This window comes from Parabacteroides massiliensis (genome assembly GCF_900155425.1).
GTDB classification, from domain to species: Bacteria; Bacteroidota; Bacteroidia; order Bacteroidales; family Tannerellaceae; genus Parabacteroides; species Parabacteroides massiliensis.
In genome coordinates this window covers 1,802,388-1,829,086 of sequence record NZ_LT700191.1, presented here as the reverse complement: position 1 = coordinate 1,829,086, position 26,699 = coordinate 1,802,388, and the positions used below count along the sequence as shown (strand labels likewise).

At 47.2% G+C, this 26,699-nt stretch carries 25 protein-coding genes; 5 read left to right on the top strand and 20 right to left on the bottom strand.

Annotated features, from left to right (window positions below; all coding sequences use genetic code 11):
- Positions 1–15: 15 nt before the first annotated feature.
- From BQ9893_RS18350 to BQ9893_RS18330, 5 genes are all read right to left on the bottom strand, one after another.
- Positions 16–345, bottom strand: a complete 330-nt coding sequence (locus tag BQ9893_RS18350; protein ID WP_075967257.1) for a hypothetical protein — start codon at positions 343–345, stop codon at positions 16–18.
- A gap of 260 nt (positions 346–605) precedes the next feature.
- Complete coding sequence (locus BQ9893_RS18345; protein ID WP_075967463.1) at positions 606–1,520, bottom strand: ribonuclease Z; 915 nt, start codon at positions 1,518–1,520, stop codon at positions 606–608.
- Positions 1,521–1,778: 258 nt separating this feature from the next.
- Entirely contained in the window at positions 1,779–2,930 is a 1,152-nt protein-coding gene (locus BQ9893_RS18340) for a cytochrome d ubiquinol oxidase subunit II (protein WP_208610828.1), read from the bottom strand.
- A 109-nt stretch (positions 2,931–3,039) separates the two neighbouring features.
- Positions 3,040–4,590, bottom strand: coding sequence for a cytochrome ubiquinol oxidase subunit I (locus BQ9893_RS18335; RefSeq protein ID WP_075967256.1), 1,551 nt, complete (start codon positions 4,588–4,590; stop codon positions 3,040–3,042).
- Positions 4,591–4,601: 11 nt separating this feature from the next.
- Positions 4,602–4,829 (bottom strand): DUF4492 domain-containing protein, encoded by a 228-nt coding sequence (locus BQ9893_RS18330; RefSeq protein ID WP_075967461.1) that lies wholly within the window; start codon positions 4,827–4,829, stop codon positions 4,602–4,604.
- Between the two features lie 289 nt (positions 4,830–5,118).
- On the opposite strand from BQ9893_RS18330, the gene BQ9893_RS18325 reads away from it, so the two are divergent.
- Positions 5,119–6,606 (top strand): Gfo/Idh/MocA family protein, encoded by a 1,488-nt coding sequence (locus BQ9893_RS18325; RefSeq protein WP_075967255.1) that lies wholly within the window; start codon positions 5,119–5,121, stop codon positions 6,604–6,606.
- Between the two features lie 23 nt (positions 6,607–6,629).
- Positions 6,630–7,478: a 3-keto-disaccharide hydrolase gene (locus BQ9893_RS18320; protein ID WP_075967254.1), complete on the top strand. Its 849-nt coding sequence runs from the start codon at positions 6,630–6,632 to the stop codon at positions 7,476–7,478.
- 89 nt (positions 7,479–7,567) lie between these two features.
- On the opposite strand, the gene BQ9893_RS18315 is transcribed toward BQ9893_RS18320, so the two are convergent.
- The 8 genes from BQ9893_RS18315 to BQ9893_RS18280 form a co-directional block, all read right to left on the bottom strand.
- Positions 7,568–8,707 carry a hypothetical protein gene (locus tag BQ9893_RS18315; protein ID WP_075967253.1) on the bottom strand — a complete coding sequence of 380 codons (1,140 nt, stop codon included), beginning with the start codon at positions 8,705–8,707 and terminating at the stop codon, positions 7,568–7,570.
- Positions 8,704–9,273: a hypothetical protein gene (locus tag BQ9893_RS18310; protein ID WP_075967252.1), complete on the bottom strand. Its 570-nt coding sequence runs from the start codon at positions 9,271–9,273 to the stop codon at positions 8,704–8,706. Before BQ9893_RS18310 ends, BQ9893_RS18315 begins: the two co-directional genes overlap by 4 nt.
- Complete coding sequence (locus BQ9893_RS18305; protein WP_374046580.1) at positions 9,266–9,814, bottom strand: RNA polymerase sigma factor; 549 nt, start codon at positions 9,812–9,814, stop codon at positions 9,266–9,268. The genes BQ9893_RS18310 and BQ9893_RS18305 overlap by 8 nt, the downstream gene beginning before the upstream one ends.
- Before the next feature lie 130 nt (positions 9,815–9,944).
- Entirely contained in the window at positions 9,945–10,679 is a 735-nt protein-coding gene (locus BQ9893_RS18300) for a NigD1/NigD2 family lipoprotein (protein WP_075967251.1), read from the bottom strand.
- Positions 10,680–10,767: 88 nt separating this feature from the next.
- Positions 10,768–11,901, bottom strand: a complete 1,134-nt coding sequence (lpxB, locus tag BQ9893_RS18295; protein WP_075967250.1) for a lipid-A-disaccharide synthase — start codon at positions 11,899–11,901, stop codon at positions 10,768–10,770.
- A 67-nt stretch (positions 11,902–11,968) separates the two neighbouring features.
- Positions 11,969–12,745: a 5'/3'-nucleotidase SurE gene (gene surE / locus BQ9893_RS18290; RefSeq protein WP_208610819.1), complete on the bottom strand. Its 777-nt coding sequence runs from the start codon at positions 12,743–12,745 to the stop codon at positions 11,969–11,971.
- Positions 12,746–12,873: 128 nt separating this feature from the next.
- Positions 12,874–13,605: a response regulator transcription factor RprY gene (rprY, locus tag BQ9893_RS18285; protein WP_005634267.1), complete on the bottom strand. Its 732-nt coding sequence runs from the start codon at positions 13,603–13,605 to the stop codon at positions 12,874–12,876.
- A 2-nt stretch (positions 13,606–13,607) separates the two neighbouring features.
- Positions 13,608–15,161, bottom strand: coding sequence for a sensor histidine kinase (locus BQ9893_RS18280; RefSeq protein WP_075967248.1), 1,554 nt, complete (start codon positions 15,159–15,161; stop codon positions 13,608–13,610).
- Between the two features lie 314 nt (positions 15,162–15,475).
- Here BQ9893_RS18280 and BQ9893_RS18275 point away from each other — a divergent pair, with 314 nt between their 5' ends.
- Both BQ9893_RS18275 and BQ9893_RS18270 read left to right on the top strand, forming a co-directional pair.
- Positions 15,476–16,297: a lyso-glycine lipid O-acyltransferase GlsA gene (locus tag BQ9893_RS18275; RefSeq protein ID WP_075967247.1), complete on the top strand. Its 822-nt coding sequence runs from the start codon at positions 15,476–15,478 to the stop codon at positions 16,295–16,297.
- Between the two features lie 16 nt (positions 16,298–16,313).
- Entirely contained in the window at positions 16,314–17,279 is a 966-nt protein-coding gene (locus BQ9893_RS18270; protein ID WP_075967246.1) for a glycine N(alpha)-acyltransferase GlsB, read from the top strand.
- A gap of 98 nt (positions 17,280–17,377) precedes the next feature.
- Here the strand turns inward: BQ9893_RS18270 and BQ9893_RS18265 are convergent, their stop codons facing one another.
- Complete coding sequence (locus BQ9893_RS18265; RefSeq protein WP_075967245.1) at positions 17,378–17,962, bottom strand: DUF3109 family protein; 585 nt, start codon at positions 17,960–17,962, stop codon at positions 17,378–17,380.
- A gap of 81 nt (positions 17,963–18,043) precedes the next feature.
- Entirely contained in the window at positions 18,044–19,561 is a 1,518-nt protein-coding gene (gene gpmI / locus BQ9893_RS18260; protein ID WP_075967244.1) for a 2,3-bisphosphoglycerate-independent phosphoglycerate mutase, read from the bottom strand.
- A gap of 194 nt (positions 19,562–19,755) precedes the next feature.
- Here gpmI and BQ9893_RS18255 point away from each other — a divergent pair, with 194 nt between their 5' ends.
- The gene (locus BQ9893_RS18255) at positions 19,756–20,454 is read left to right on the top strand and encodes a M48 family metallopeptidase (RefSeq protein ID WP_075967243.1); all 699 of its coding nucleotides are present in this window, start codon (positions 19,756–19,758) and stop codon (positions 20,452–20,454) included.
- Between the two features lie 59 nt (positions 20,455–20,513).
- Here BQ9893_RS18255 and BQ9893_RS18250 read toward each other — a convergent pair whose 3' ends face one another.
- The 5 genes from BQ9893_RS18250 to ftsA form a co-directional block, all read right to left on the bottom strand.
- Entirely contained in the window at positions 20,514–21,437 is a 924-nt protein-coding gene (locus tag BQ9893_RS18250; protein ID WP_075967242.1) for an Rpn family recombination-promoting nuclease/putative transposase, read from the bottom strand.
- Positions 21,438–21,977: 540 nt separating this feature from the next.
- A complete protein-coding gene (locus BQ9893_RS18245; RefSeq protein WP_075967241.1) occupies positions 21,978–23,393 on the bottom strand; it encodes a carbon starvation CstA family protein in 1,416 nt (471 codons plus the stop codon).
- Positions 23,394–23,406: 13 nt separating this feature from the next.
- Positions 23,407–23,856 carry a GatB/YqeY domain-containing protein gene (locus BQ9893_RS18240; RefSeq protein ID WP_075967240.1) on the bottom strand — a complete coding sequence of 150 codons (450 nt, stop codon included), beginning with the start codon at positions 23,854–23,856 and terminating at the stop codon, positions 23,407–23,409.
- 40 nt (positions 23,857–23,896) lie between these two features.
- A complete protein-coding gene (ftsZ, locus tag BQ9893_RS18235) occupies positions 23,897–25,240 on the bottom strand; it encodes a cell division protein FtsZ (RefSeq protein WP_075967239.1) in 1,344 nt (447 codons plus the stop codon).
- Between the two features lie 26 nt (positions 25,241–25,266).
- Complete coding sequence (ftsA, locus tag BQ9893_RS18230; protein ID WP_075967238.1) at positions 25,267–26,694, bottom strand: cell division protein FtsA; 1,428 nt, start codon at positions 26,692–26,694, stop codon at positions 25,267–25,269.
- Between the last annotated feature and the right edge of the window lie 5 nt (positions 26,695–26,699).

Sequence of the window (26,699 nt, the reverse complement as noted above, 5' to 3'; positions counted from 1 at the left end):
GAGCTTAAACGAGCATTAACGGATGGACACCTTGCGGACCGTCTCGCCGATGCGGACGATATAGTATCCTTTGGCAATATCTACTGCATATTCGCCGGAGGGCTGCTTCATCGGTATTTCTTTCACCCGGATACCTACCACGCTGTAGATTTCGAGTTTGCTGCCGATCGGAGCGTTTTCAACAACGATCTTGTTGTCGTAGGCACTGATCTCTACAGAGTCCGGTTCTTTGTCTTTGGCAACGGCCGTCCCGGACACAGTCGTATTCGCCTGCTGTGCTATCACCTCAAGCGGACAACCGGCCCATACAGCCAGCAACAAAACAGATGTAATCAATGCCTTCATATTCCAAACCCTAAGATTGCACAAAAGTAGAAATATTTTTTTTGATAATGCAGAAAGTTCTGTTTTATTAATGATTAAATCGTTTTTTAAGCCGCTTTGTGCTTTGCCGGCAATCCCAGACATGCGTGAAATAAATGGCCTTATAAGGCAGCGACGCAGAGGAGATCGCCGAGAGGCACCCGGCAAATCGTAAAGCTATGCTTTAGCCGGCCTAAAGCTATGGGTTACGAGTGCTAAAGCATAGGGTTAAGATTTACCAATTAGACCGTTATCACCATCCCCTCATTTCCCAATATCGTGCCGGGAAATACAGCTTCGGCTTCCCGGTGAAGTTCGGACAGGTCTTCGTAGCGGGCGGAATAATGACCGATAACAAGGCGTTTCACCCGGGCATCGCGAGCTATCTCCGCCGCCTGCCGGGCGGTGGAATGGAAGGTTTCTTTGGCACGGGCGAGATCACACTCGGCAAAAGTCGCTTCGTGATAGAGCAGGTCCACCCCTTCGATGATCGGAATGATCGAACGGTTATAGGCCGTATCGGAACAGAACGCATAGCGCTTGGGCGGGGCGGCAGGACGCGTCAGGCGGGAATTGGGGACCACCTCGCCTTCGGGCGTAACATAATCCAGCCCCTGTTTGATGTCTTTCATGCAACGGACGGGAACCTGATAGAAATCCGTCATTTCGCGGATGATATGCGCCTCCTTCGGCTTTTCGGCAAAGAGGTAGCCGCAAGTAGGAATCCGGTGTTTCAACGGGATGGAATAGACCGACAACGACCGGTCTTCCATCACCAACGAATGGCTGCGGGTGTCGACAGGATTGAAACGGACCTCGAACTCCATCCCCCGGCAAAACAAATCCATCACCGGGCGCAAGTAGCTCTCGACCTCTTTCGGACCGTGCACGACCAGCTCGCCGGTACGCCCCAACATGCCGAGCGTGGAGATCAGCCCCGGCAAACCGAAGCAATGATCGCCATGCAGATGCGAAATGAAAATATGGGCGAGACGGCCGAAGCGGACACGCATCCTGCGCATCTGAACCTGGGTACCTTCCCCACAATCAATCATATATAATTTGTCCCGTAAATCCACTACCTGCGAAGTCGCCAGATGCCGCGTGGTAGGTAACGCCGAACCGCATCCCAATATGTTTATGTTAAATTCTGCCATAAGGTTCATCGGATAATTCGGGTGTAAAGATAATACAAAAGCATTGGCGTACTGTGAAAAATAACAAAAAAAACAGGAAGATTGTTCCACGGATGGCAGGTATTCCATATATTTGTTTGCTATCCTTATGGTAGCTATTCAGAGTCAGAAGAAAAGACTTAAGATATTTTCATCTAAGCCTTAACTAACTTTTTCTTTTTGTTTAAAACGGTTAAATGTAGAAACGGCCAAGCGTGAGCTTCGCCGTTTCCTTTGTTTTTAATACGCATGTGTGCCTTTCTCTTTCATTTCTTCCGCATCTATCTTCCTTAGATCCAACGCACGCCAGGCATAGAAAATATAGCCTAAGACGAAAGGAACGAGGATGGAGACAATGCTCATCACTTCCAGGGTGAACGGGCTGGAGCAACTGTTCGCGATCGTCAGCGAACTTTGCAGGTCGGCAACCGAAGGATAATAAGCCGTATGGTTCCAACCGGCACAAAGCAACAGCGCCAACACTGTGAGCACCGTACCGGTCCCACAGAACCAGATTCCCTTTCTCCACGTCCCCGACAAGGCCGTACGGACAATGCCATACAGGACACCGGCCACACCCACCGACAACACAACCGATACGGCCGGCATCTCGACCAGGTTCATGAAGTATTTATAGGGCTGCATATAGACCTCTTTTGTCGCCGGATCGACGGCAAACCCGTCGGCAAGCAACAGATGAACTAGGAAGACAAGGAAGAAAACAAGGAACAACGCCGTTTCGATCACCAAATGCTTGCGGCTACGTTTCGCGATCTCGGCATCGTCGATATTGTTGATGAAATAAAGCAAAGCCTGGATACGCGCCAGGAAAAACACGGCCAGCCCAAGGCATACGTTCCAGAACACCAAAGCGGCTTCAAGCCCGTGCCAGGGGTTCGCCCAAGAGGAAATCACCGGCATTGCGACATCGGTCAGCTGCCCTTTGTCGACAATGAACTCGGCTCCGTTAAAGAACGTACCGACGGCCGTCCCCAACAGGATAGGCCCCAAGATACCGTTCAACAGCAGAAACACCTGATATGTCTTTTTACCCAACAGGTTCCCTTTCTTCGACTGGTACTCGTAGGACACGGCCTGCAAGACAAAGCATGCCAGTATCAGCATCCACACCCAGTAGGCTCCGCCGAAGCTGGTCGAATAGAATAACGGGAAAGAGGCAAAGAACGCGCCTCCGAAAGTAACCAAGGTCGTAAAAGTAAACTCCCATTTACGTCCGGTCGAATTCAGCAACATCTTTTGTTGCAATTCGGTTTTGCCGATCGTGAAGAGCAAGGACTGCCCGCCTTGCACGAAAAGCAGGAAAACCAACAGAGCTCCTAACAAGGAAACGAGGAACCACCAGTAATGCTGTAAGAATATGTAGGTCATGATGATTATCATTTATGATTTATGATTTATGATTTATGATTTAAGAGAGGAAAGGAGGAAATTTATGATTTATGATTTATTATCGACGCATAAATCATAAATTATAAATCCTTCACCCTCTCTCCGGTCCTTTCTTGATGGCCTTCACCATAATGCCTATCTCGGCAACGAGCAGGACGGTAAAGAGCAGCAGGAAGAGAAAGAAGGTCGTCTGTACCGACGAAGTAGCCAGATCGGACACGGATGCGCCTGTCGGCAGGATGTCCTGGATGGCCCAAGGCTGACGTCCGACTTCAGCGACGATCCACCCCGCCTGTCCGGCTATGTAGGCCAGAGGAATCGTCCACAGGTTCGCCCATTGCAACCAGCGGGCATCGGCAAACTTGTTCTTTTTGCACCAGACCAAAGCAACGATGAACAACAGGATAAAATATCCGCCCAGGATCACCATGACGCGAAACGAATAGAAAGTGAGCCCGACAGGCGGAATCAAGTCGGCAGGATCTTTGATATACCCGTAACCGAAATAAGCGAAGTTCTCGTCCAACAGGGCACGGGCTTGCTCCGCAGCCACCCGGTCTTTATCCTTTACCGCCTTGCGATAGTCGGCAAGAGCCTGGATGGCAATCCGCCCTTTCCCTATCTTCTCGGCTGCAGAAAGGGCAACCGTCCCTTTGCCAGTTTTATAACCACCTTCGATCAGGTTGGCGATACCCGGAACATAAGCATCCGCATCACGCTCGGCAAGGAGGGACAGCAATTTCGGGATCTTGACATTGAAAAGGAAAGGATTTACATTATCCGTATAGCTTGTCTTGGCGGGGTTCAACAGTCCGATGGCGACCAACCCCGTCCCGTTACTCCCTTCGTACAAGCCTTCCATGGCGGCCAGCTTCATCGGTTGCTTTTGGGCTACCTGATAAGCGGAACCGTCACCCGTCCATACGATAAGTATGGATGCGGCAAGTCCGAAAACGGCACCGACCTTGATACTTTCGAGCGCGAACTTCGCCGCCCGCTTTTTCAACAGGAACCAACTGCTGATACCGATCACGAAGACGGCCCCCACGATCCACCCGGAGAGCACGGTATGGAAGAATTTGTTGATGGCGACAGGCGATAAGGCCACCGCCCAGAAATCGAACATCTCGTTTCGTACGGTATCCGGATTAAACCGCATCCCCACCGGATGTTGCATCCAGGCATTGGCAATCAAAATCCAGAGAGCAGAAAGAGTGGCCCCTATGATCGTCAGCCAGGTAGAAGCAAGGTGGAAACGCTTGCTGACCTTGTCCCAGCCGAAAAACATCACGGCAATAAAGGTCGCTTCCATAAAGAAAGCCAATATACCCTCGATAGCGAGAGGAGCGCCGAAGATGTCACCTACAAACCAACTGTAGTTAGACCAGTTCGTCCCGAATTCGAATTCGAGGATCAACCCGGTAGCAACACCGATGGCGAAATTAATGCCAAACAGTTTCATCCAGAACTGCGCTGTCTTTTTCCAAAATTCATCACCCGTTTTGTAATAGATGGTCTCCATGATGGCTTGTATGACGCCGAGTCCCAACGTGAGAGGGACGAACAGCCAGTGGTACATGGCTGTGAGAGCGAATTGCGCTCTTGACCAGTCTATCAAAGATGTGTCAATGCTTGCGATCATAATTATATAATTTAAGGAGTAATTGCTCTGCCCGTCAATTCATTCGAAACGTGTTCTTCCTTCGCAGACTCTCCAGCAAACTTTCCTAAATAATTAGGAAAGAAAAACAGTTTTAAGATAAAAAACATAATGAAAAGTTTGACCAATATAATCAGCCATAACGTTTTACCCAGTTGCATTTCGCGAAATCCTTCCAGATAAAAACTCCATATCCGTATGTATATAGGCTCCCTTTTCATATCTGTACCATACTTAAATAACAAGAGATCGGATGAATTGGTTTTCTTCTTTTACAAAGATAGAGGAATACGCTAAAATGTTTCCCCTAAAAGCATAGATATTATTTATGAAAAAATAGATCTTATCTATTACTTCTGTTAAAAAAAACTATTTTAACAAAGAAAGCCTATAAGGAAGCCTTGCTGTTATTCTCGCTTTGGCTATATTTGCGTCAGTTTGTATTTTTATAAACGAAAAAATTACATCGAAATATTATAATTAAGTGCTAATCTATAAAAAATTATTACTATGTCGAACATTTCAAGAAGATCATTTCTTCAGAGAGGAGCTGCCGCAGCTGCCGCTTTCTCTATTGTTCCGGGTTCCATCCTGGGAAAATCTCACGGATACACTGCTCCATCCGACAAGTTGAACATTGCAGCCGTCGGTATCGGCGGTATGGGTAATGCCAACCTGAAGAACATGGAAAAAACAGAAAATATCGTAGCACTTTGCGATATCGACTGGAAATATGCAAAACCGGTATTCGATCGTCATCCGCAAGCTAAAAAGTATTGGGATTATCGTAAGATGTATGACGAAATGGGCAAATCCATCGACGCCGTACTGGTTGCAACAGCCGACCATACTCACGCCATCATCACTGCAGATGCAATGACAATGGGCAAACACGTATATACTCAGAAACCGTTGACTCACTCGGTTTACGAATCTCGTTTGCTGACCAACCTGGCAAAGAAATATAACGTAGCCACTCAGATGGGTAACCAGGGTTCTTCCGCTACAGACACAGACTTGGTTTGCGAATGGATCTGGAACGGTGAAATCGGTGAAGTGACAAAAGTAGAATGTGCTACAAACCGTCCTATCTGGCCGCAGGGCTTGAACGCTCCGGAAAAGGCGGATAAGATTCCTTCTACTTTGAACTGGGATTTGTTTACTGGTCCTGCAAAGGTTCGTCCTTACAACAAGATTTATCATCCTTGGAACTGGCGCGGATGGTGGGATTACGGAACCGGCGCTTTGGGTGATATGGCTTGCCACATCATGCAGCCTGTATTTACAGCCTTGAAGTTGGGTTATCCTACAAAAGTACAGGGTTCTTCCACACTGTTGCTGGCTGATTGCGCTCCTAACGCACAGCACGTAAGAATGATATTCCCGGCTCGTGACAACATGCCGAAGGTGGCTCTGCCTGAAGTAGAAGTTCATTGGTATGATGGTGGTATGATGCCTGACCGTCCCGAAGGATTCCCTGAAGGAAAGGAACTGATGGGTCCTGGTGGTGGATTGTGTATCTTCCACGGTACGAAAGATACTTTGATTTGCGGTTGCTACGGCCAGAAGCCTTGGTTGCTGTCAGGTCGTGTGCCTAACGCTCCGCAAGTTTGCCGCCGCGTAGAAAACGCTATGGGTGGAGGTCACGAACAAGACTGGATCCGTGCTTGTAAAGAAAGCGCAAGCAGCCGTGTCCTGACCAAATCCGACTTCTCTGTATCAGGTCCTATGAACGAAATGGTTGTAATGGGTGTATTGGCTATCCGTCTGCAGACATTGAACAAAGAACTGTTGTGGGATGGTATCAACATGAAGTTTACAAATATCGGCGACAACGAAGAAATCAAGATCATCAAGAAAGATGACTTCAAGATTGTCGACGGTGACCCGAAATTCAACAAGATCTGGACAGATCCTGTCAGTGCTAAAGAATTCGCTGCCGAATTGATCAAGCATAACTATCGTGAAGGATGGAAGTTGCCTGATATGCCGAGATAATTAGTTTTAAACAATAAAAAAGAATGAAAAAGTCAGTATTATTAGCAAGTGCTGCAATTATGATGTGTTATTTCACATCTTGTGGTGGTGGTAAGAAAACAGAAGAAGCTCCTGCTGAAGAAGCTACAACTGAAGCTGCCGTTCCTGAATACAAACTCATGAACGACCTGCCCACTGTTGATTTGTCTACTTTCCCGAAAGATGCCGATGGCAAAGTCACTTTGTTCGATGGTAAATCTTTCAATGGTTGGAGAGGTTACGACCGTACGGATGTGCCTGCTGCCTGGGAAGTGACAGACGGTACGATCCATATCAAAGGTTCGGGTGCAGGTGAAGCCGGCGCTAAAGATGGCGGTGACCTGATCTTCGCTCACAAGTTCAAAAATTTCGAACTGGAATGGGAATGGAAAGTTGGTAAAGGTTCTAACTCCGGCGTGTTTATCATGATCCAGGAAGTAGAAGGACAGCCTTCTTATATTTCTGCCCCTGAATATCAGATTCTGGACAATGCGAACCATCCGGATGCCAAATTAGGCAAGGACGGTAACCGTATGTCTGCCTCCCTGTATGACATGATTCCGGCTAAACCGCAGAACTCTAAACCGTTTGGCGAATGGAACAAGTCTAAGATCATGTGCTACAAAGGTACGGTTGTTCACTATCAGAACGACGAACCGGTTGTCGAATATCATTTGTGGACACAGCAGTGGAAGGAAATGTTGGATAACAGCAAATTCAGCAAAGACAAATGGCCGTTGGCTTACGAACTGTTGCTGAACTGTGGTGGTGAAAACAAAGAAGGTTTCATCGGTTTCCAGGACCACGGAGACGACGTTTGGTATCGTAACATCACTATTAAAGAACTCGACTAAGCAGTCGTTCTTTAATCAAAATAAGGAAGCCCCGGTATCGTTTGGATGCCGGGGCTTCTTTCATTTGTCCGATACCATGATGGTAAGGCTTATTTCGCAATCACCTTTATATTGCTATAACTGTTTCCTTCGAAATTGATACGGCCGTTTTTGCCATTGTTGACATCGAGGGTGTAGTTGTTTTTGTTCTTCTGGTCGTCGCGGCTATCGAATCCGACCGAGTTATCGTCCTGGTTACGACGTTGGATATTGAATTCGCCTTGAATCTTGCAATTGCCATATTTCATGTTGTTGGCAACGACACGGAAGGAAGCGTTCACATCGATATAAATATTCAGGTTGCCGTAGCGGGCATCCACGTTGACTTTGTCGAAATTGCTGGCAAGGTCTTTGATGGTAAGCGTGCTGTAGCTCAATTCATCGACATTGATGCCTTGTCTCAACTCGTCTATCTTGCAATTCCCGTACTTCAGCTCCATATAGCCGTTGTCCAGCCTGTCGATATGGATGTCACCGTATTTGGCTTCGACATTCATTTTCTGGATTTTTCCAAGATTGAGGTTGGAGTATTTGCTGTCGACATTCAGTTGTGACGCATTGCGAACAGAGGATTTGCCGCAATAGGCCAGCCCCAAAGTCGCATTGTCGACATCGGAAATATCCATATTGCCATATTGCACGTCTATGTTAAGAGGTCCCGTGAAATTACCGCCATTGAGATTACCGTATTTGACATGCAGGTCGCATTTCCCTTTATTGTTTTCCGGCATGCTGATATTACCGTACTTCTGCGTCAGGTCGCAGGTCAGTTCGGACGGCATACTGACATAGTAGTTGATGGTGAAGGATTCGTTGGAGCCGCCGTTTCCGTTTTGCGACTTCAAGCTGGTGACAGCCGAGACCGTATTGCCCATCTTTTCCATCCGGATATTGACACGGTCGATGATGGCCTGCGCCCTTTCGTCATTGCGGGCTTTCGCCTCGATTACGACACGGATAGAAACTTCGCTCTTGCTCCAATGCGTGACCGTTATGTTTCCGTAGCGGTTGTCCACTTGCAGGATGTCGCTCTTATCGACATTGAAACTTTTGTTGAATTCCTTTTTCTTGATGCTTTCCTGTTTGCTGCCCCAACCGGGTAAGCTGCAAAACAAAACCAGGAGCATAAGCAGGCAAGGTCTGAATAAGGACTGCTTGCCGGCCACTGAATGTTGACGAGTTGCTTTCATTTGTTTGTCTGTTTATTATTAAAATTATTATTATCCGTTGTCTTCATATTCTCCATCTGCTTCAGCATGATGTTGAGACTTTCCAGGCTGGTGCTGTAATGCAGGTTCATGGCATAAAGCCCGGCATTGGAGCATGGCAGGATCGGAAGAACCGTTTCCTCGAACATATAATTGTCTGTCAGGACACGTTTTGTCTCTTTCAAGAGATCCTCCGCTCCGGGAATCCGTTGCAGTTTATACATCGCCTGCATCTGCGAAATGATGTCGCTCATCTGCATGTTGTAATAGAGACGAAGCTCTTCAATCTCCTCTTTCACCTCGCAAGCATGCTGCCCCGTGGCCATCTGTCCGGGCTGCGTATGCAAAGACGTGCCACCTGGCAGTTTGAAGAGGAACAGCAGAGCGATGCAAGCTGCCGCGGCAAAAGCCCAAAGGCCATACAACGTAGCCCGGCTTTTGCGCGGAACAGCCAGCTTCTGCTCGAAGCGCTCGAAGTGGCCTTCAGGTAACAGGTCGTCTTCAAATGCTTCACGGTTCGTGTCTATGAAATTTTTCAGTTTATCCATTTTCTTTATTTGCTGCTATTATATCCAACAATTTGCGCTTTGCCCTGAGATACTGGCTGCGTACGCTCGCCGGCTGAATCTTCAGGATGGAGGCTATCTCTTCCATATCATATCCCTCAAAGAGGTAGAGCGAGAGTATTACGCGATAGCCGGCCGGCAGTTTCTTGCAGGCTTCCTTCACCTGGGCGACCGAATAGCGGATTTCCTCTTCATCCGGCCCGTCATCGTCGGGCTCGGTGTAGTTGTCCGAAAGTTCTTCCCAATCGGGCGCCTGCCGGCGCACGTAATCAATGGCTGTATGGACGGCTATGCGGTGCATCCATGCTTCGAAACTTTGTCCATCCTGATACTGGTCCAGGCGGGTGAAAATCTTCAGAAAAGAATCCTGCATCGCCTCCTCCGCCTCCGGCGCGTTACCGACAATACGCAGACAGGCGACATACAACCGTCTCGCGAATTGCTTGTAAAGGGCAAGTTGCGCAGTCCGGTCACCACGCCGGCACCCCTCGATCAGATATGTATTTGTTTCTTCCATTTTCATATATATAAACGAGAGCAACCGGAGAAACGTTGCATTTTTATCCGGATAAAAATAAAAAAAAGAGAGACATCATCCCGATGCCTCTCTCCCTGAACTAAATGATAAAAATAAAAGTTATGTGGGAAGGTTATTATTCTTCTGTATTTCCCGTATCTTTTGATTTGTAGTCCAACTCAATGGTTTTATAATCGTTCGAAACGAAAGACTTATATTTGATCTTCAGCTTCACCGTCTTACCTTCCGTGCTCGGCAACTTATCCAATTTGAAGGAGACCAAGCCGGCTGAAGGCCTGATGGACGAGTCAGTATCGCCATAGGCGTTATGGCGGAATTCCAGTTCATACGGATCAGCACTGTTAGCCTGTACCAGGTTTATGAAATGTTTGACATTGTCGTCATATCCTCTTTGGATATAGAAATCGAACGTGATATATCCGTCCTCGATCCACACACCGCTTTTAGACCAGATGCTGCCGCCATTCAAGGCCAGCATGTCCGTTCCGTAATAAGAATCATTTTCCGATCCCAGATCAGGAGCGATCGGTTTGGTCAGAAGAGTGTCCATTCTTAGCACCTGAACAGACTGATCATAACCTTCGGTCTTCTTCTCGTCGTTCTTATATATAATGGCTGCACGGATTTCCTTCAAATTCTCAGGCATATAGGAATTTGTCGGGAACAGCGTCGTACTGTCGTCGAGCTGCATGTAGTAAGAATTATTACTCAATGGTTTTACCGTCACAATCGCTTGGATACTATTTTTCCAAAACTCGCTGTAAGCGTCGTCATTATCCAAACAAGAATAAAAAGCTGTGGAACCCAACAAGATTCCAATCAATAGCATAAAACTTTTCAACGTCTTCATAACATGTATCTAATTTGTTTATTTTTCTTTCTAAAAAAAGAGATGATAAACACACTGTAAATGCTGCAAAGATTGTTGATAAAAGATGTTAATACTTCAGTGATTGATAGATAAGCTCCGCTGTGCGGCGGGAAGCGCCAGGCTTTCCAAGCAGGCGGATCATCTCGTCGTAGCCGTCGAGCATACGGTTACGGTAGGCCGGATCATTCAAAACGCGCCCCAGTTCATCGTGTATATGACCGTATGAGAACCTGGCTCCGAACAACTCCTGCACCACTTCGCGTCCGGCTATCAGGTTGACCAGTGAGATGTATTTGGTGTGGAAGAAATGGCGGAAAATAAAACTTGCCAACCGGCCGGCCGCAACATAATAGCAGACGACTTGCGGGACACGGAAAAGCGATGTTTCGAGCGTAGCTGTCCCTGATGTGACCAGTGCCGCATCACTATGGCTGAGGAGAGGATAGGTCTTACCGAAAACGATCCTGACATCCGCATCGCCGATATATTGCCTGTAATATTCCGGTTCCAGGCCGGGAGCACCGGCAATCACGGGTTGGTAGTCCGGATAGGCGGCTGCCACCTTCAGCATGGTCGGCAGATTGTCTTTGATCTCCTGCCGACGGCTACCAGCCAACAGCGCCAGTACGGGGCGTTCGTCCAATTGTTCGTCCGCGCGGAAAGTATCCGGTACAGCCGCCTGTTTTTCCATATAGCCGGCAACCGAATCGACCGAAGGGTTGCCCACATAATCTACCGGATAGTCGAGCTTGTGGAAAAACTCCACTTCGAAAGGCAGGATGCAGAACATCCGGTCTACATAGCGACGGAAATCCTTGATGCGATACTGCTTCCAGGCCCATATTTTAGGAGAAATATAATAATAGACCGGCAGCCCTAACTGCGTCTTCACATATTTGGCTATTTTCAAATTGAACCCCGGATAATCGATCAGGATCACCACATCGGGCCTGTACTTCCGGATTTCCTCCTGGCAGGCTTTCATATTGTTCAGGATCGTACGGAGATTGAGCAATACGGGGATAAAGCCCATGAAAGCCATATCCCTGTAATGTTTCACCAGCGTCCCTCCGACTGCCTGCATAAGATCGCCGCCCAAGAAACGAAAATCCGCTTCGGCATCCTGCTTCTTCAGTGCTGCCATCAGGTTGGAGGCATGCAGATCACCGGAAGCTTCGCCCGCTATTAAAAAATATTTCATATTTTTTCAGTTGAAAGTTGAGAGTTGAAAGTTGAAAGTTGGAAATGCCGACAATGCTGATACTCTTTCAACTCTCAACTTTCAACTGATTTTTTAGCTGTGCTAAAAAATCATAGTCCGTCACATCTATCTTGCAAGGAACAAGCGAAGCGTAGCCACTGTCGAGCGCCAATGTGTCGTTGTCGGCATGGATCGGTTTGGCATTTTCGAATGCACCGGTAAGCCAGAACACAGGTTCGCCCGTCGCATTTTCCGAACGTTTGAATTCATTGGTCCAACGTCCGTCCGCCTGCCTGCATGCCTTCATACCTTTTACGTTCGGGATATTGGGGACATTCAGGTTCAGATAAGTACCATGCGGCAATCCTTCTTTTATGACCCGCCTTGCAAGCATGCGCCCTAAACGGCAACTCTCGGTAAAATCCGCATCCGCACGATGATCCAAAAGCGACACCCCCATCGAGGGTATGCCGAACACGCATCCTTCGGCAGCTGCCCCCATCGTTCCGGAATAGTGGACACAAATAGCATGGTTGCCTCCATGATTGATCCCGGAGACCAACAAGTCGGGCTTGTGTTCCAGCACTTCGTTGATGGCCAGCTTCACGCAATCGACCGGAGTTCCGGTACAGCTATAGATCGTCAGCCCTTTTTCTTTCTTTACCAATGTGTACTTGATCGGCACGATCGAAGTGATTGCGCTTGCCATTCCCGAACGAGGCCCGTCGGGAGCAAAAACCACAATATCCCCCAGATCCCGGAGGCACTCGGTCAATTCTTTTATTCCTTTGGCTCCTACGCCGTCATCATTTGTAATCAGAATAAGCGGTCTATCGTTCATCATATCTTCATTTAATTACACACAAATATAAGCAAAAAGCGCAAAGCAACGCAGACTTACCTTTTATAGATAATAACATCTGCATCACTTTGCGCTCGTCTGTGTTGTTTGTATCCGGTTAAACTCCGGTTTTAAAGAACCTGGATGCCTTCTTCACGGGCAGCTTCTTCTCCTGAAGGAGTGATCAGCTTGTAGCCCTTACCGTGAATGTTGATGATTTCGATTCCCGGATCATCTTTCAACAGCTTGCGAAGTTTCGTGATATATACGTCCATACTGCGGGCATTGAAGTAGTTATCGTCCACCCAGATTGTCTTCAGTGCATAATTACGTTCCAGAATTTCATTTGCATGTGCGCAAAGGAGACTCAGGAGTTCACATTCCTTCGTTGTCAGCTTCGTAACCTTGTCGCCGATAGCCAATGTCTGTTTCTGGGTATCGAACAAGAAGTTTCCTAACTTGTAGAAAGGAATATCTTTCATCTTCTTGCCTTTCACGCGGCGAAGGATCGCTTCGATACGAAGCAAGAGTTCTTCCATGCTGAAAGGTTTTGTCAGATAATCGTCTGCACCGATTTTGAAACCTTCCAGGATATCTTCCTTCATAGTCTTGGCCGTAAGGAAGATAACAGGGATATCAGGGTTGATTGAACGGATTTCCTGAGCCAGTGTGAAGCCGTCTTTTTTCGGCATCATCACGTCAAGTACGCAAAGGTCATATTTGCCTTTGGTGAAACCTTTGTAACCGGCTTCTCCATCGGAGAAGAGGTCAGTCACATAACCTTTTGCCTGCAAGTATTCTCTTAATAGCATACCCAGGTTTTCGTCGTCTTCGCAAAAGAAGATTTTTAGTTTTTCTTCCATAACTAACTTTTTATAAGAGGTAAAGTAATAATAAATTTCGTTCCTACATTTCCGGATCCACTTTCGGCACGGATCGTACCCTTATGGTCCTCCACTATTTTACGGACGTAAGCAAGTCCGAGGCCGAACCCTTTCACGTCGTGCACGTTTCCTGTCGGTACGCGGAAGAAGCGGTCGAATACTTTCTTGAGGTATTCTTTCTTGATCCCGATACCGTTGTCCTCGATCGATATCAACAACTTGCCGTTCTCGTTCCAGGTACGGCACATCAGCGTCAGCGGCACTTCGAGGCGACGATACTTCACGGCGTTGTCCAACAGGTTGAACAACACGTTCGTGATGTGCATCTCATCCACGTAGATATCCGAATCTTCGGCCTGCAGGTCGATATCGATCGTGCCGTCATACTTCTCGACTTTCAGCGCGAATGTGTTGGCGACGCTTGCCAGCAAATCGTTTGCATCCACTTCCTTCAGCTTGAGAGCTGCTTTCTGACGTTCAAACAGCGACATTTGCAGAACTTTTTCCACCAGGAAGCCCAATCGTTTCGTCTCGTCGTTGATCACGCCCGATATATGCTTGAACACGTCGGGGCTCTTCGTGATGTCCGAATCCTTCAGCATCTGCGCGGCAAGCGAGATGGTCGAAACCGGTGTCTTCAGTTCGTGTGTCATATTGTTGATAAAATCGTTCTTCATTTCCGAAAGTCTCTTCTGGCGGAACACGATATAAATGGTAAAGATAAACGTCACCAAAAGTATCAGCGAGAAGATGATCGACGGTACGATAAATGTTACAGAACTCGAAATGTAATCGCCCTTCGTCGGGAAATACACTTTCAGGTAGTTCTGCTTCGAAGGTGGATCGTTGGGGAATAACACCTGCTGAATCACGTCTGATACAGGAGGAATCTCTCCGTTCTGATACACGATCTTTCCGTCTTTGTTAATAACAGCAAAAACGAACGGCAGGTTCAATCCGTTGTTAACAAATTCTGATTTTAAGTAATTATTCAGCTTTTTAAAATCGATCCGTTCTTCGATCGGCTTCAGACTTGCTGTATGTAAAATATTCAAAATCACTTCGTTAAACAACCCACTCTGATACTGATAACGACGTTTCAACGTCTGTTGCAAATCTTTTGACGTGCTCACGATGCTGTTAGGCGCCTTATTGCTGCCCAACGACGAAAGCGGTTCGAATTTACGTGTCCGGATGTCGCTATGGAACTCAATATGCTCTACAGTCCCATCGGCATTGGTGAACTGCATCTTATACTTTTTCTCGGTGATGATTCCACCGCCAAGACCGCTTTGTTCGTTCTGGTATAGATAATTGTTGGCCTCGTCACGGCTGAGATCTTCTTCCAGATACCGGGCCGTTTCGTCAAGCTCCAGGTTTTTCGAGACTTGGTGCATCGATCGTTTGACAGTTTCATTGAACTGCTCGCTACTTTTTTTGAGTATGATGCTTACATATTTTACCTGCAAAAAGAGTAAACCGGCAAAGGCAAAAGCTATCACCACCGCAAGCAACCAAATCGTAGACTTCCTCATATCAATAAATCTCTCGTTTTAACGTTACAAATAACGCGTCTTTTAATTTAATATTTACACAAAAAAAGTAAAAACAAGGAACCGTAAATGTTAAAAATGTATTATCGGAGAGCTCTAATCTTTTTTATATCTATTTTTAAACTAAGGTTTTACACCCCTTCACGACCGTATCATCATAATCCACACTTCCATACTAATTTATAAGAACAGAAATGCAACGCAAATTGTTGTAGCCGGTACTTAAAAACTTTTCCCGAAAGCATTGACTTTTAATTATTAACCCTATCTTTGCCATCCGTAAGAGTTATGTGAAAATGACACAAGAAGGTATTACACAGATAGACATCAAACAGGTATTACAACAAAAGGCGCCTTCGGCCGCCCGTAAGATCCCTGGCTTTGTAGTCCGCTATCTGATCCGTACTGTCCATCAGGATGAACTGAACGACATCCTCCGCCGGTATCACGATAAAGACGGGGTAGCGTTCATGCAGGAGTTGATCGGATATTTCGATTTGAATCTGGAATTGGTAAACGAAGAGAATATTCCTACCGGCGGACGATACATATTCGCCTCCAACCATCCGTTGGGCGGGCTGGACGGAATTTGCCTTTCGGCCATTATCGGAGGGCATTTCGACGGGAAGATACGATATCTGGTGAATGATCTGCTGCTCTACCTGTCCAACCTGAGATCGATCTTCGTTCCCATTAACAAACATGGAGCACAAGGGAAAAAGAACGCCGAGCTGATCGAAGAAGCTTACGCTTCGGACAATCAGATCATCACTTTCCCCGCCGGCTTATGCTCACGCAAACAAAACGGGAAGATACAGGACACTGAATGGAAAAAGTCGTTTATCCAAAAGGCCGTAGAACACAAGCGGGACATCGTACCGGTGTTTTTCGAAGGACGTAACTCCAACTTTTTCTACCGTCTCGCCAATCTGCGGAAAGCATTGGGCATAAAGATGAATTACGAAATGATCTACCTGCCCGACGAGATGTTCAAAAGCAAACACAAGACATTCCGCATCCATTTCGGAAAACCGATTCCCTGGCAAACCTTCGACAACAGCCGCAAACCGGCCGAATGGGCAGAATGGATGAAGGGAATAGTCTATAATCTAAAGTAATAACAGATTTTATTATATGCAAGACATTATCAAACCGATTGACCGTGCTCTCCTGAAAGCTGAACTGACCGGGGACAAGCTGCTGCGGAGGACCAATAAATCCAGCAATGAGATATACATTGTCACAGCTCATGATTCTCCAAATGTGATGCAGGAGATCGGACGACTCAGGGAAATCGCTTTCCGGTATTACGGAGGCGGAACCGGCTTTCCGGTCGATATCGACGAGTATGACACGATGGACGATGCTTACCGCCAGCTTATCGTATGGAGCCCTGAAGACAAACAGATTTTGGGCGGCTACCGCTTCCTCTGCGGTTCGGATGTGAAATTCGACAAAGCAGGCAAACCCATTTTAGCAACGTCCCATCTGTTTAATTTCTCCGATAAGTTCAACAAAGAATATTTGCCATACACGGTCGAACTTGGCCGTTCGTTCGTTACACTGGAATACCAGTCGACCCGCAGCGGCAGCGCCAAGGGGCTGTTTGTGCTGGATAACCTTTGGGACGGACTGGGAGCTCTTTCCGTGGTTGACCCCAGCTTGCAGTATTATTTCGGAAAAGTGACGATGTACAACACCTACAACTCCGAAGCCCGCAACATGATCCTGTATTTCCTGAACATGCACTTCCCCGATCCGGAGAGGCTGATCACTCCGGTCTGTCCTTTGGAAACAGGCACAGACCTGGAAAAGATGCGGGAACTTTTCAAATATGATAACTTCAAAGACAATTATAAGGTCTTGAACCAGGAGGTTCGCAAGTTCGGCATCAATGTGCCGCCGTTGGTCAATGCTTATATGAGCCTCTCCCCCAAGATGCGCGTTTTCGGCACAGCCATCAACCATGAGTTTGGAGAGGTTGAAGAGACCGGCATCCTGATCGCCATCGACGAAATCCTGGAAGAGAAAAAGAAACGCCATATCGAGACCTACCTGAACGAGGAAGGCAAATCGGCGGACCTGATACGCAACAGTTAAAACGGTATATAAAGCAAAGAACCGGAAATGCAGATAACGCGGATCTCCACCAGATCCATGTTATTTGTATTTCCGGTTCTTTTTAATATCAACCTTAGTTACTCTTCATTCTTCTGCTTCTCCCACTCTCCGGCAATTTCTTCAAGCGCGTCGTACCATTCCTTTCCGAAACGACGAATCAGCGGTTCTTTCAGAAACTTATAGACCGGAAGTTTTTCTTTCTCACCCAACACCTCCGCTGCCTTACAGATATTCCAGCGATTATAATTCACAGCTTCGAACGTATCGTATTTTTCCACGCGGATCGGGTAAAGATGGCAGGAAACCGGTTTATAGAAAGAAAGTCTGCCTTCGCGGAAGGCTTTCTCCACCGCACACTTGCAAGTTCCATCCGCATCGTAGCAGGTAAAAACACAGTCCTTCCCGTTTACGATAGAGGTCACCAAGTCTCCTTCTTCATCAATATAGGCAACGCCTTGTCTCTTGATGATCTCCCGGGCTTTCGGTGCCAGATCGTCCCAAATAACAGGAAGGGCTTTTTCCAGTTCGCCCACCTCTTCTTCCAGCAGGGGCGCACCGGAATCACCTTCCACACAACAAATACCTTTACAATGCGACAGGTCACATAAAAACTGGCGTTCGAGAACGTCAAGACTGACCAATGTATTGTCTATTTGAATCACGATGAAAGAATTTATGATTCATGATTCATGATTCATGACTTATCATCGATGCATAAATCATGAATCACAAATCATAAATCTTTAGTTTTTAATCAAGTCATGTCCTGTCATATCAGCCGGCTGTGCCATGCCCAAAATATGCAGGATAGACGGAGCGACGTCGGCCAGGACACCGTTTTCAACTTTTGCATTCTTGTTTTCTGTTACATATACAAAAGGTACCGGGTTCAGGGAGTGAGCCGTATTGGGCGTACCGTCTGCGTTGAGCGCGTGATCGGCATTACCGTGGTCTGCGATGATGATTACTTCATATCCGTTAGCCTTAGCAGCTTCGACAGTGTCTTTCACACAGTTGTCGATAGCGACAACGGCTTTTTCAATCGCGCTGTAAACACCGGTATGACCCACCATGTCACCGTTGGCATAGTTCACGACGATGAAGTCGAACTTCTGCGTATTGATAGCCTCAACCAATTTGTCTTTCACTTCGTAAGCGCTCATTTCCGGCTTCAGGTCGTAAGTGGCGACTTTCGGACTCGGAACCAGGATGCGTTCTTCATTTTTGTACGGAGTTTCACGGCCGCCGTTGAAGAAGAAAGTCACGTGAGCATACTTTTCCGTTTCGGCGATATGAAGTTGAGTCTTCCCGTTATTAGCCAGGTATTCTCCCAATGTGTTTTGGACATTTTCTTTGTCGAACAGAATATGAACGCCTTTGAAAGAAGCATCGTAGGGCGTCATGCAATAATACTGCAGGCCGGGGATCGTGTGCATACCCTGTTCCGGCATATCCTGCTGAGTCAGTACGATGGTCAATTCTTTTGCACGGTCGTTACGGTAGTTGAAGAAGATCACGACATCGCCTTCTTTGATCGTACCGTCTACGGTAGCGTTGTTGATCGGTTTGATAAACTCGTCGGTCACGCCTTCATCGTACGACTCCTGCATAGCCTGGACCATGTCGGCTGCTTGTTTACCCTTGCCTTCGACCAACAGGTCGTAGGCTTCTTTCACGCGTTCCCAACGTTTGTCGCGGTCCATTGCATAGAAACGGCCGACGATGGATGCGATCTTTCCGGCAGACTGTGCACAGTGGGCCGTCAGTTGTTCGATAAATCCTTTACCGCTCTTCGGGTCTGTGTCGCGACCGTCCATAAAACAGTGGATGAAAGTATTGTCAATCCCGTACTCCTTGGAGATATCGCAAAGTTTGAACAGGTGGTCAAAAGAACTGTGCACGCCACCGTTGGAGGTCAATCCCATGAAATGGATGCTTTTGCCGTGCTCCTTGGCATAAGAGAAGGCAGAAACGATTTCAGGGTTCTTCATGATGCTATTGTCGGCACAGGCACGGTTGATCTTCACCAAATCCTGGTAAACGATACGTCCGGCTCCGATATTGAGGTGGCCGACTTCAGAATTACCCATTTGTCCGTCAGGCAGCCCTACGTTTTCGCCGCTTGCCTGTAACTGTGAATGAGGATAAGTGGCCAGCAGGCTGTCCCAATAAGGAGTGGGAGTGTTAAAGATTACATCGTCTTTACCTTGATCGCCGATACCCCAGCCGTCAAGTATCATTAAAAGGGCTTTCTTGCTCATGATTACTTAATTTATTATATTGTTTATACTCATTTTTCGTTATCCGGCTACAAAGATAATGCAAACCGAGAGCAGAATAAAACGAACTTGTTCATTTTTTATGCCGAGGAGCCGCTTATCTTCGTCTTTATGGCTAAAATAACCAATTCCAAGCCTCTATTGTTTATGTATAAAACATTACTTTTGCAAACGATATGCAAAAGACGATACAAGACAAAGACTTAGGGATCATCATCCTCCGTACCAGTCCACGCGCCACCCGCTATACGCTGAAAATCGCCAAAGGGACGATCACGGCAACCCTACCTCCGGGAGGTGACGAAGCACGTATGCTGGCCTTTATCCGTGAGAACAGGGAAAAACTTCTCATTGCTTTGGCCAAACATCCTGCCCGCCCACTTCTGACGGACAAAACGGAGATGCAAACCGCCACATTCCGCCTCCATATCTTTCGTACAGACCGGACAAACTTCTATATGAATTTAGACAACGGCATTCTGCACATCGCCTGCCCCGCACAGACCGACTTTGCCGACGAACGTATACAAGAACTTCTGAAAGATTTCCTCGAACAGGCCCTCCGCCACGAGGCTCGTCGCCTATTGCCTTCACGATTACTCAGCCTGGCCTCCAGGCATGGTTTCACCTGCACGGGAGTAAAAATATTCAACAGTAAAAGCCATTGGGGAAGTTGCACGCCACGCCGCAGCATCAATCTCTCTCTTTCCCTGATGCTCTTACCTTGGCATCTGATCGACTACGTCCTCCTCCACGAACTCTGCCACACCATAGAGATGAACCACAGCGACCGTTTTTGGGCACTTATGGACAAGGTCACAGACGGAAAAGCATTAGAACTGAGGAAAGAGCTGAAAAAATATCATATGCTGTAAGCCACGGATTGTCATGTATTTAAACAACACGCCAGATTCAATCGATAAGCTTTAACAGGTTATAATTCGCTCACCTCTTTTACTGATAAACCGGTACATTGTGCAATCGTTTCGATATTAATTCCTTGCTTTTTAAAATTGGCTGCAATAAGACGTTGTTCCTCGACTTTCCCTTTTTCTATTCCCTTCTCTATTCCTTTTTTTATCCCTTTCTCAATTCCCTTCTCCATCCCATCTTCGAAACTGGTATCGAGGGCGGCGGAAAGGTCGCGTTCAACGGAAAGGCTCAGTTCGTATTCCAAGCGTTGATCGGGGGTCATGCGCTCTACCTCCACGATGCTTTTCAGCTTGCGGAATATCTGGTTGTTCAGCTCTTGGGGTAATCGTTCCATGATCTCGATGTTGTTTAAAACATATAACCACTTCTTATAAAGTGTATCACACTGATGCAAAGGTAACACAAATTTCGGCATTTCGATATAGATTTCGTTAAGTGTTTCGCTGAAGGGAAGCTTCAACTCCCGGTCCATGCGTACGACATCCCAACGATATTTCTCCGGGCGGGACAGGTCCATGATGTAGCTCAGGATGCACACGACATACACTTTGCTGATTTGGTAGTTCCAACGTTTGCGAATTACTTCATCCGGTTCTTTTTCAAGTTTTTCCTTTACGATCATTGACTGCTGCTGGATCGCGAACGAGGCATAGTACAACACCCTGTCGGAAAAATATTTCTGCCGGCTTTTCTGCATCTCGACTATGAATATTTCTCCTTTTTCATTCTCACAGAAGATATCGAAGACAGCCCGCCGCTGATCTTGTTTCAAACCGAGCATCTCAACGTTCCGAAACGTAATGTCAACGATTACTTCCTGCTGGATAACTTCATTGAGGAAACTGATGATAAGATCCTTGCTTACTTCGCTGCCGAAAATCTTTTTCCAGCCGTAATCGGAGAAGGGGTTGATAAATTTGTTCATAATTAAATGTTTTAGTTGCAATAGTTATTACTTCGATGACAAATATAGGTAAATATTCCCTACCTAAAAGGCGAATGTTCAACTATCTTTCCTATATTCACAAAAAACGAATCCCCTGCAATCAATAAGTCCCGGGTTCACCCGATAATTATGGGGGATAAACACATAAAGTAGGCAGAACTTTTCGTTAAGACCCCCGTTTAAGCCTGATTCAGATCCCCGTCTGCACGGTCTTGAGACCCGGATGTCAAAGGCTCCGACATCCGGGTCTCAAAGAAAACAGATAGGTAATTCGCTGAAAATAAGATATATGCTTTCAAGTAAAATATACCAGTTTTTATGATAGTATGATGATGAAAAAAACAACTGTCATACAATCAATCATTCTATGCATCCATTGATTTTTAATGAATTGAGAACAAATCATGATAGTATGACAGTTGTTTCATCTTACTCCCATAAGTTACAGTTTACAGTTTCGACCTGCTGATAAACCGACAATTACCGGGCTGGACACCGGAGAAGATTGATCCTCCGGCGTTATATCTTACTGTTTTTCTTCTTCCAAACCAGGAAGAATGCGAAAACAACGATTGTTACGGCAATGCCGATAATCTGTGAGATGCCGGTTTCCAGACCTAAGCCTTCAGGAGCGACAAAGATGTATGTCGAGCAGACAGCTGTCATGAACAGAGCCGGGATCAGCGTAACGATATAGGGTTTCTTCGAGATCACCAGGTAGACGGTCAACGCCCATAAGGTAAACACGGCGAGCGTCTGGTTACTCCAAGCAAAATAACGCCAGATCATATCGAAGCCATCCTTATCTTTCTGGCTGTAAAGCAAAAGAGCGATAGCCACTAAGAACAAAGGAATACAGATCATGAGTCGCTTGGAGATACTGCGCTGTTCGAGATGCAGGAAATCAGCCACGATCAGACGAGCCGAACGAAACGCTGTATCACCGGAAGTAATCGGAGCAGCGATCACACCTAAGACGGCCAATACACCTCCTACCGTGCCGAGCCATTCTTTCGTAATACTGTCGACGACAACGGCGGCATTGTTTTCCCCCATCCCATTGTTATGATAGAAATAAGTAGCGGCAGCCGCCCAGATCAGCGCAACGATACCTTCCGTAATCATAGACCCGAAAAAGATAGGACGTCCGTACTTCTCATTCTTGATGCAACGGGCCATCAACGGACTTTGCGTCGCATGGAAACCGGAAATTGCACCGCAGGCAATGCTGACGAACATGATCGGGAAGATAGGCAGATGACCGGGAGAAGTGTTCGGCATCCCGTCTGTAATTTCCGGCAACGGCGGATGATTGATGAACAACATCACCAAAATACCGATCGCCATAAACAGCAAAGCGGCTGCAAACAAAGGATAGACTTTCCCTATTATCTTATCGACCGGCAGCAAGGTCGCCAAGATATAATACAAGAACACGATGATGATCCAGAAAGTGACATCCAGATGTTCCGGTGTCAACTTGGCCAACAATCCGGCCGGTCCGGCCACAAACACGGAACCGACCAGTACCATCAGGATCACCGTAAAACCGCGCATAAACTGTTTGAAGTTCACGCCCAGGTAACGGCCGATAATCTCAGGCAAGCTCTCTCCATTATGGCGCAGAGACAACATCCCGGACAGGTAATCGTGTACCGAACCGGCAAAGATACTTCCCAACACGATCCACAGGAAAGAGGCGGTTCCGAACTTCGCTCCCATAATGGCACCGAAGATCGGACCCAGTCCGGCAATGTTCAGGAACTGGATCATAAAGACTTTCCAGGTAGGCATCGGGATATAATCCACACCGTCCTGGTGTGTATAGGCAGGGGTCTGCCGTTTGGCATCTATGCCGAAAATACGTTCAATAAATTTACCGTAGACAAAATAGCCCACGATAAGTGCAATAAGGCAACAAACAAAAGTAATCATTTCTGTAATTTTTTCAATTCAGCAGTCTTTTAACGACTTCAGAGATCATACGTCCTTCGGCTTTTCCGGCTAAGGCCTTGGAAGCAACGCCCATTACCTTACCCATGTCTTTCGGACCGGCAGCTCCGACCTGTGCGATGATTGCCTTCAGTTCAACTTCCAGCTCCTCGGCAGACATCTGTTTAGGCAGGTATTTTTCAATAACGGCAACTTGTGCCAGTTCATCGTCAGCCAAATCCTGACGTCCTTGCTGCACATAGATAGTGGCGGAATCTTTACCCTGTTTCACAAGTTTCTGCATGATCTTCAATGCATCGGCATCAGTCAATGTATCGTTGGCCCCCGGAGCGGTCTTCGCTTCGAGGAAAAACTTCTTCACGTTTCTCAGTGTTTCAAGGGCTACTTTATCTTTCGCCTTCATTGCGTTTTTAATGTCTTCGCTGACTTTTTCGAACAAATCCATATATGTAATGATTTTTGATTTATGATTTTTGATTTATGAATTATCTGAAACTGATTACCGTTCCGCCGGATTTAGGCTTCTTACCCGGGTTAGCGGCTGACGAGGTAAACGACAGACCTTGAGTACGTACAGGCTCTTCTCCCTTCCGACGTATCTGCTGCACATCTTTGGCAGTCCGTTTATAAGTAGGTTTATCTTCCACGAAAGAGATCAGAGCGTCATCGTCCAATTCGTCGACGGCAAAGACAACGATTTCGGCATTCGGACGCGAATCGATATAGTCGCCGTAATACTGCCTTACCCATTTGTCCTCTTCTTCTCTCGCTTTTCTTGCAGCTTCTTCCCGTTCGGCTGCCTGACGTATTTCCTCTTCGGTGGCAAGCTCCTGCTGTTCGCTCTGCGACAGGATGTCTTCCAAGCCGAAACCGGTCACCAGGATCGTGATCTTGATCTTGTGGCCCAGGCTGTCGTCATAGCCGTGTCCCCACTTCACCTCGTATTCGGTCTTGAACTGGGACATGAAATTATGTATGTCTGTCATCTCGCTGATACGAAGTTCGTCTTCATGGCTATAGTAGATGACAAACGCCACACGTTGGGCATTGAAGATATTGTTGACATCGTTCACCAGCGTGTTTTCCAACGCTTCGCTGATAGCTTGGTGCAAACGTCCTTCGCCCTCTCCGAAACCGATACTGATCAGGGCGACACCGCTGTTGCGCATCGTCGTGTCGACATCGGCGAAATCGACATTCTGTTCAAGATTGGTCGTAACGATCTCGGCAATGCTCTTGGCGGCAATCGTCAATGTCTCATCAGCCTTGCGGTTGGCCTGTGGAACCGGCATATCGGCAAAATTCCTCAATCGTTCGTTGTTGATGACAAGCAAGGAGTCTACGTTCTGCGCCATCTTCCTAACGCCTTTCAACGCTTTTACGATCTTTGGACGTCCTTCAAAGACGAAGGGGATCGTAACGATACCGACGGTAAGGATTCCCATATCTTTGGAAATCTTGGCAACGATCGGGCCGGCCCCCGTACCGGTTCCTCCTCCCATCCCCGCCGTAACAAAAGCCATGCGGGTACCGTCGTCGAGCATATCGTGGATTTCTTTTTCGCTTTCAATCGCTGCGGCTTCTCCTCTTTCCGGAACATTGCCGGAACCAAGCCCGTTCGTCGTATTCCGTCCTATCAGGAGCTTATCGGGAACTTCCGACTTCTGCAACGCCTGATTATCGGTATTGCATAACACGAAAGACACATCCCGGATACCTTCGCGGTACATGTTGCTGACCGCATTACCACCACCGCCACCGACACCGATCACCTTGATGATTGTCTGAGGCGCTTTTGCCATATCAAAATCGTATGTATTATCGTCCATTCTCATCTGTCTTTTATTGTTACCGATTATTGCTCATCTTTCAAGGCCTTGTCAATACCCTCTCCCATCTTATCCACCGCATTTTTAAAGAGATCACCGAGTCCCCAGCTCTTATTTTTCTTCTTTTCATCCTCTTTCTTGGTTCCTGAATTACGGTTCTTAGCCGCCGTAGCCGAAGCCACGGCCTGCTTTTCAACAGGCTGTTCTTCCGTTTTCTCCTCTATTTCAGCAATTAAGGGTTCTTCCTTCGGCTCAAACCTCGTTTCCACCACTTTCGGTTTCTCCGGTTCGGGAGCGATATAAAGGGCGCAGTTCTCCGTTCCTTTCAGCAACAGGGCGACTGCAGTCGTATATTCGGGATTGTTGGCTATCATCTCGCCGTCGGCAATCAGGTCCTTCCGGACGGAGGCATAACGGACGTCCATCTTAAAACGTTCGCTTAGAGCTTCACGCATATTCTTCAGCGCTGCTCCATTGCCGGCAATCACGATACTGTAACCGGGTTCTTTCGCCACTCCCGTATCCTCCAGGCGGGCGTATATATTTTCGATGATTTCACGGCTGCGGGCTTCCACCACCATATTGATCTCTGAAAGTTTGACCTCGCTCGAATGCTGTCCGTCGGCCAAGTCTACCGAGACCATCTGCTGTTCGTTGTCTTTTTCCCAGATAGCGTTTCCATACGTACGTTTGACACGCTCCGCTTCCTTCTCCGGCATACCTAAAGACATCAGGTCGCGAGTGATCAGATGGCTGCCCAACGGGATAACATACAAACCGGCCAGACTGCCGTCCTTGTACATCGTGACAGAAGTGACGCCTGCTCCGAAGTCGATCAGCGCACAACCCTTCTGTTTTTCCTGTTCCGTCAGGATCAGGTCTGCCAATGCCAGCGGTGAGACAATGGCTCCAGCCACATCGAGTTTGATCTGCTCCGACATATTCGTGGTTACGGCATGGCGGAGAGACGGACGGCCGACGAGCAACTTATAGCGGGCTTCGATACGCGAACAACCCAGACCTACCGGATGAGCTTCCGGCTGGTTGTCGAGATAATAAACAGGCGTGGCCACATCCAACACGTCCAGCATATCGGGACGATACTGCCGGCATTCCCGATCCAACTCCTTCAGCACCTCCTCGGTCACCGTTCCGCTACCGAGCACTCTCGACACAGCGTGGTTGACCGACCGAAGCGATTGGCCTCCCACCCCGATATAGACTTTGCCGATGCGAGAACCGCCCAACTTGTTTTCCAGTTTGCGGATCAACCGCACGATCTTGCCGGCTGCATCTTTTATATTATATACACATCCTCTTCGTATACTGGTATCGGAGTTCTCCACTTCGTAGGCAATAATGGAAAGGAAACCCGAAGGGCCTTTCGTACCTACCATACCGACCATGTGAGAAGAGCCAAGGTCGATGGCCGCTATAAAGTCTGTGTATGCCATATTTT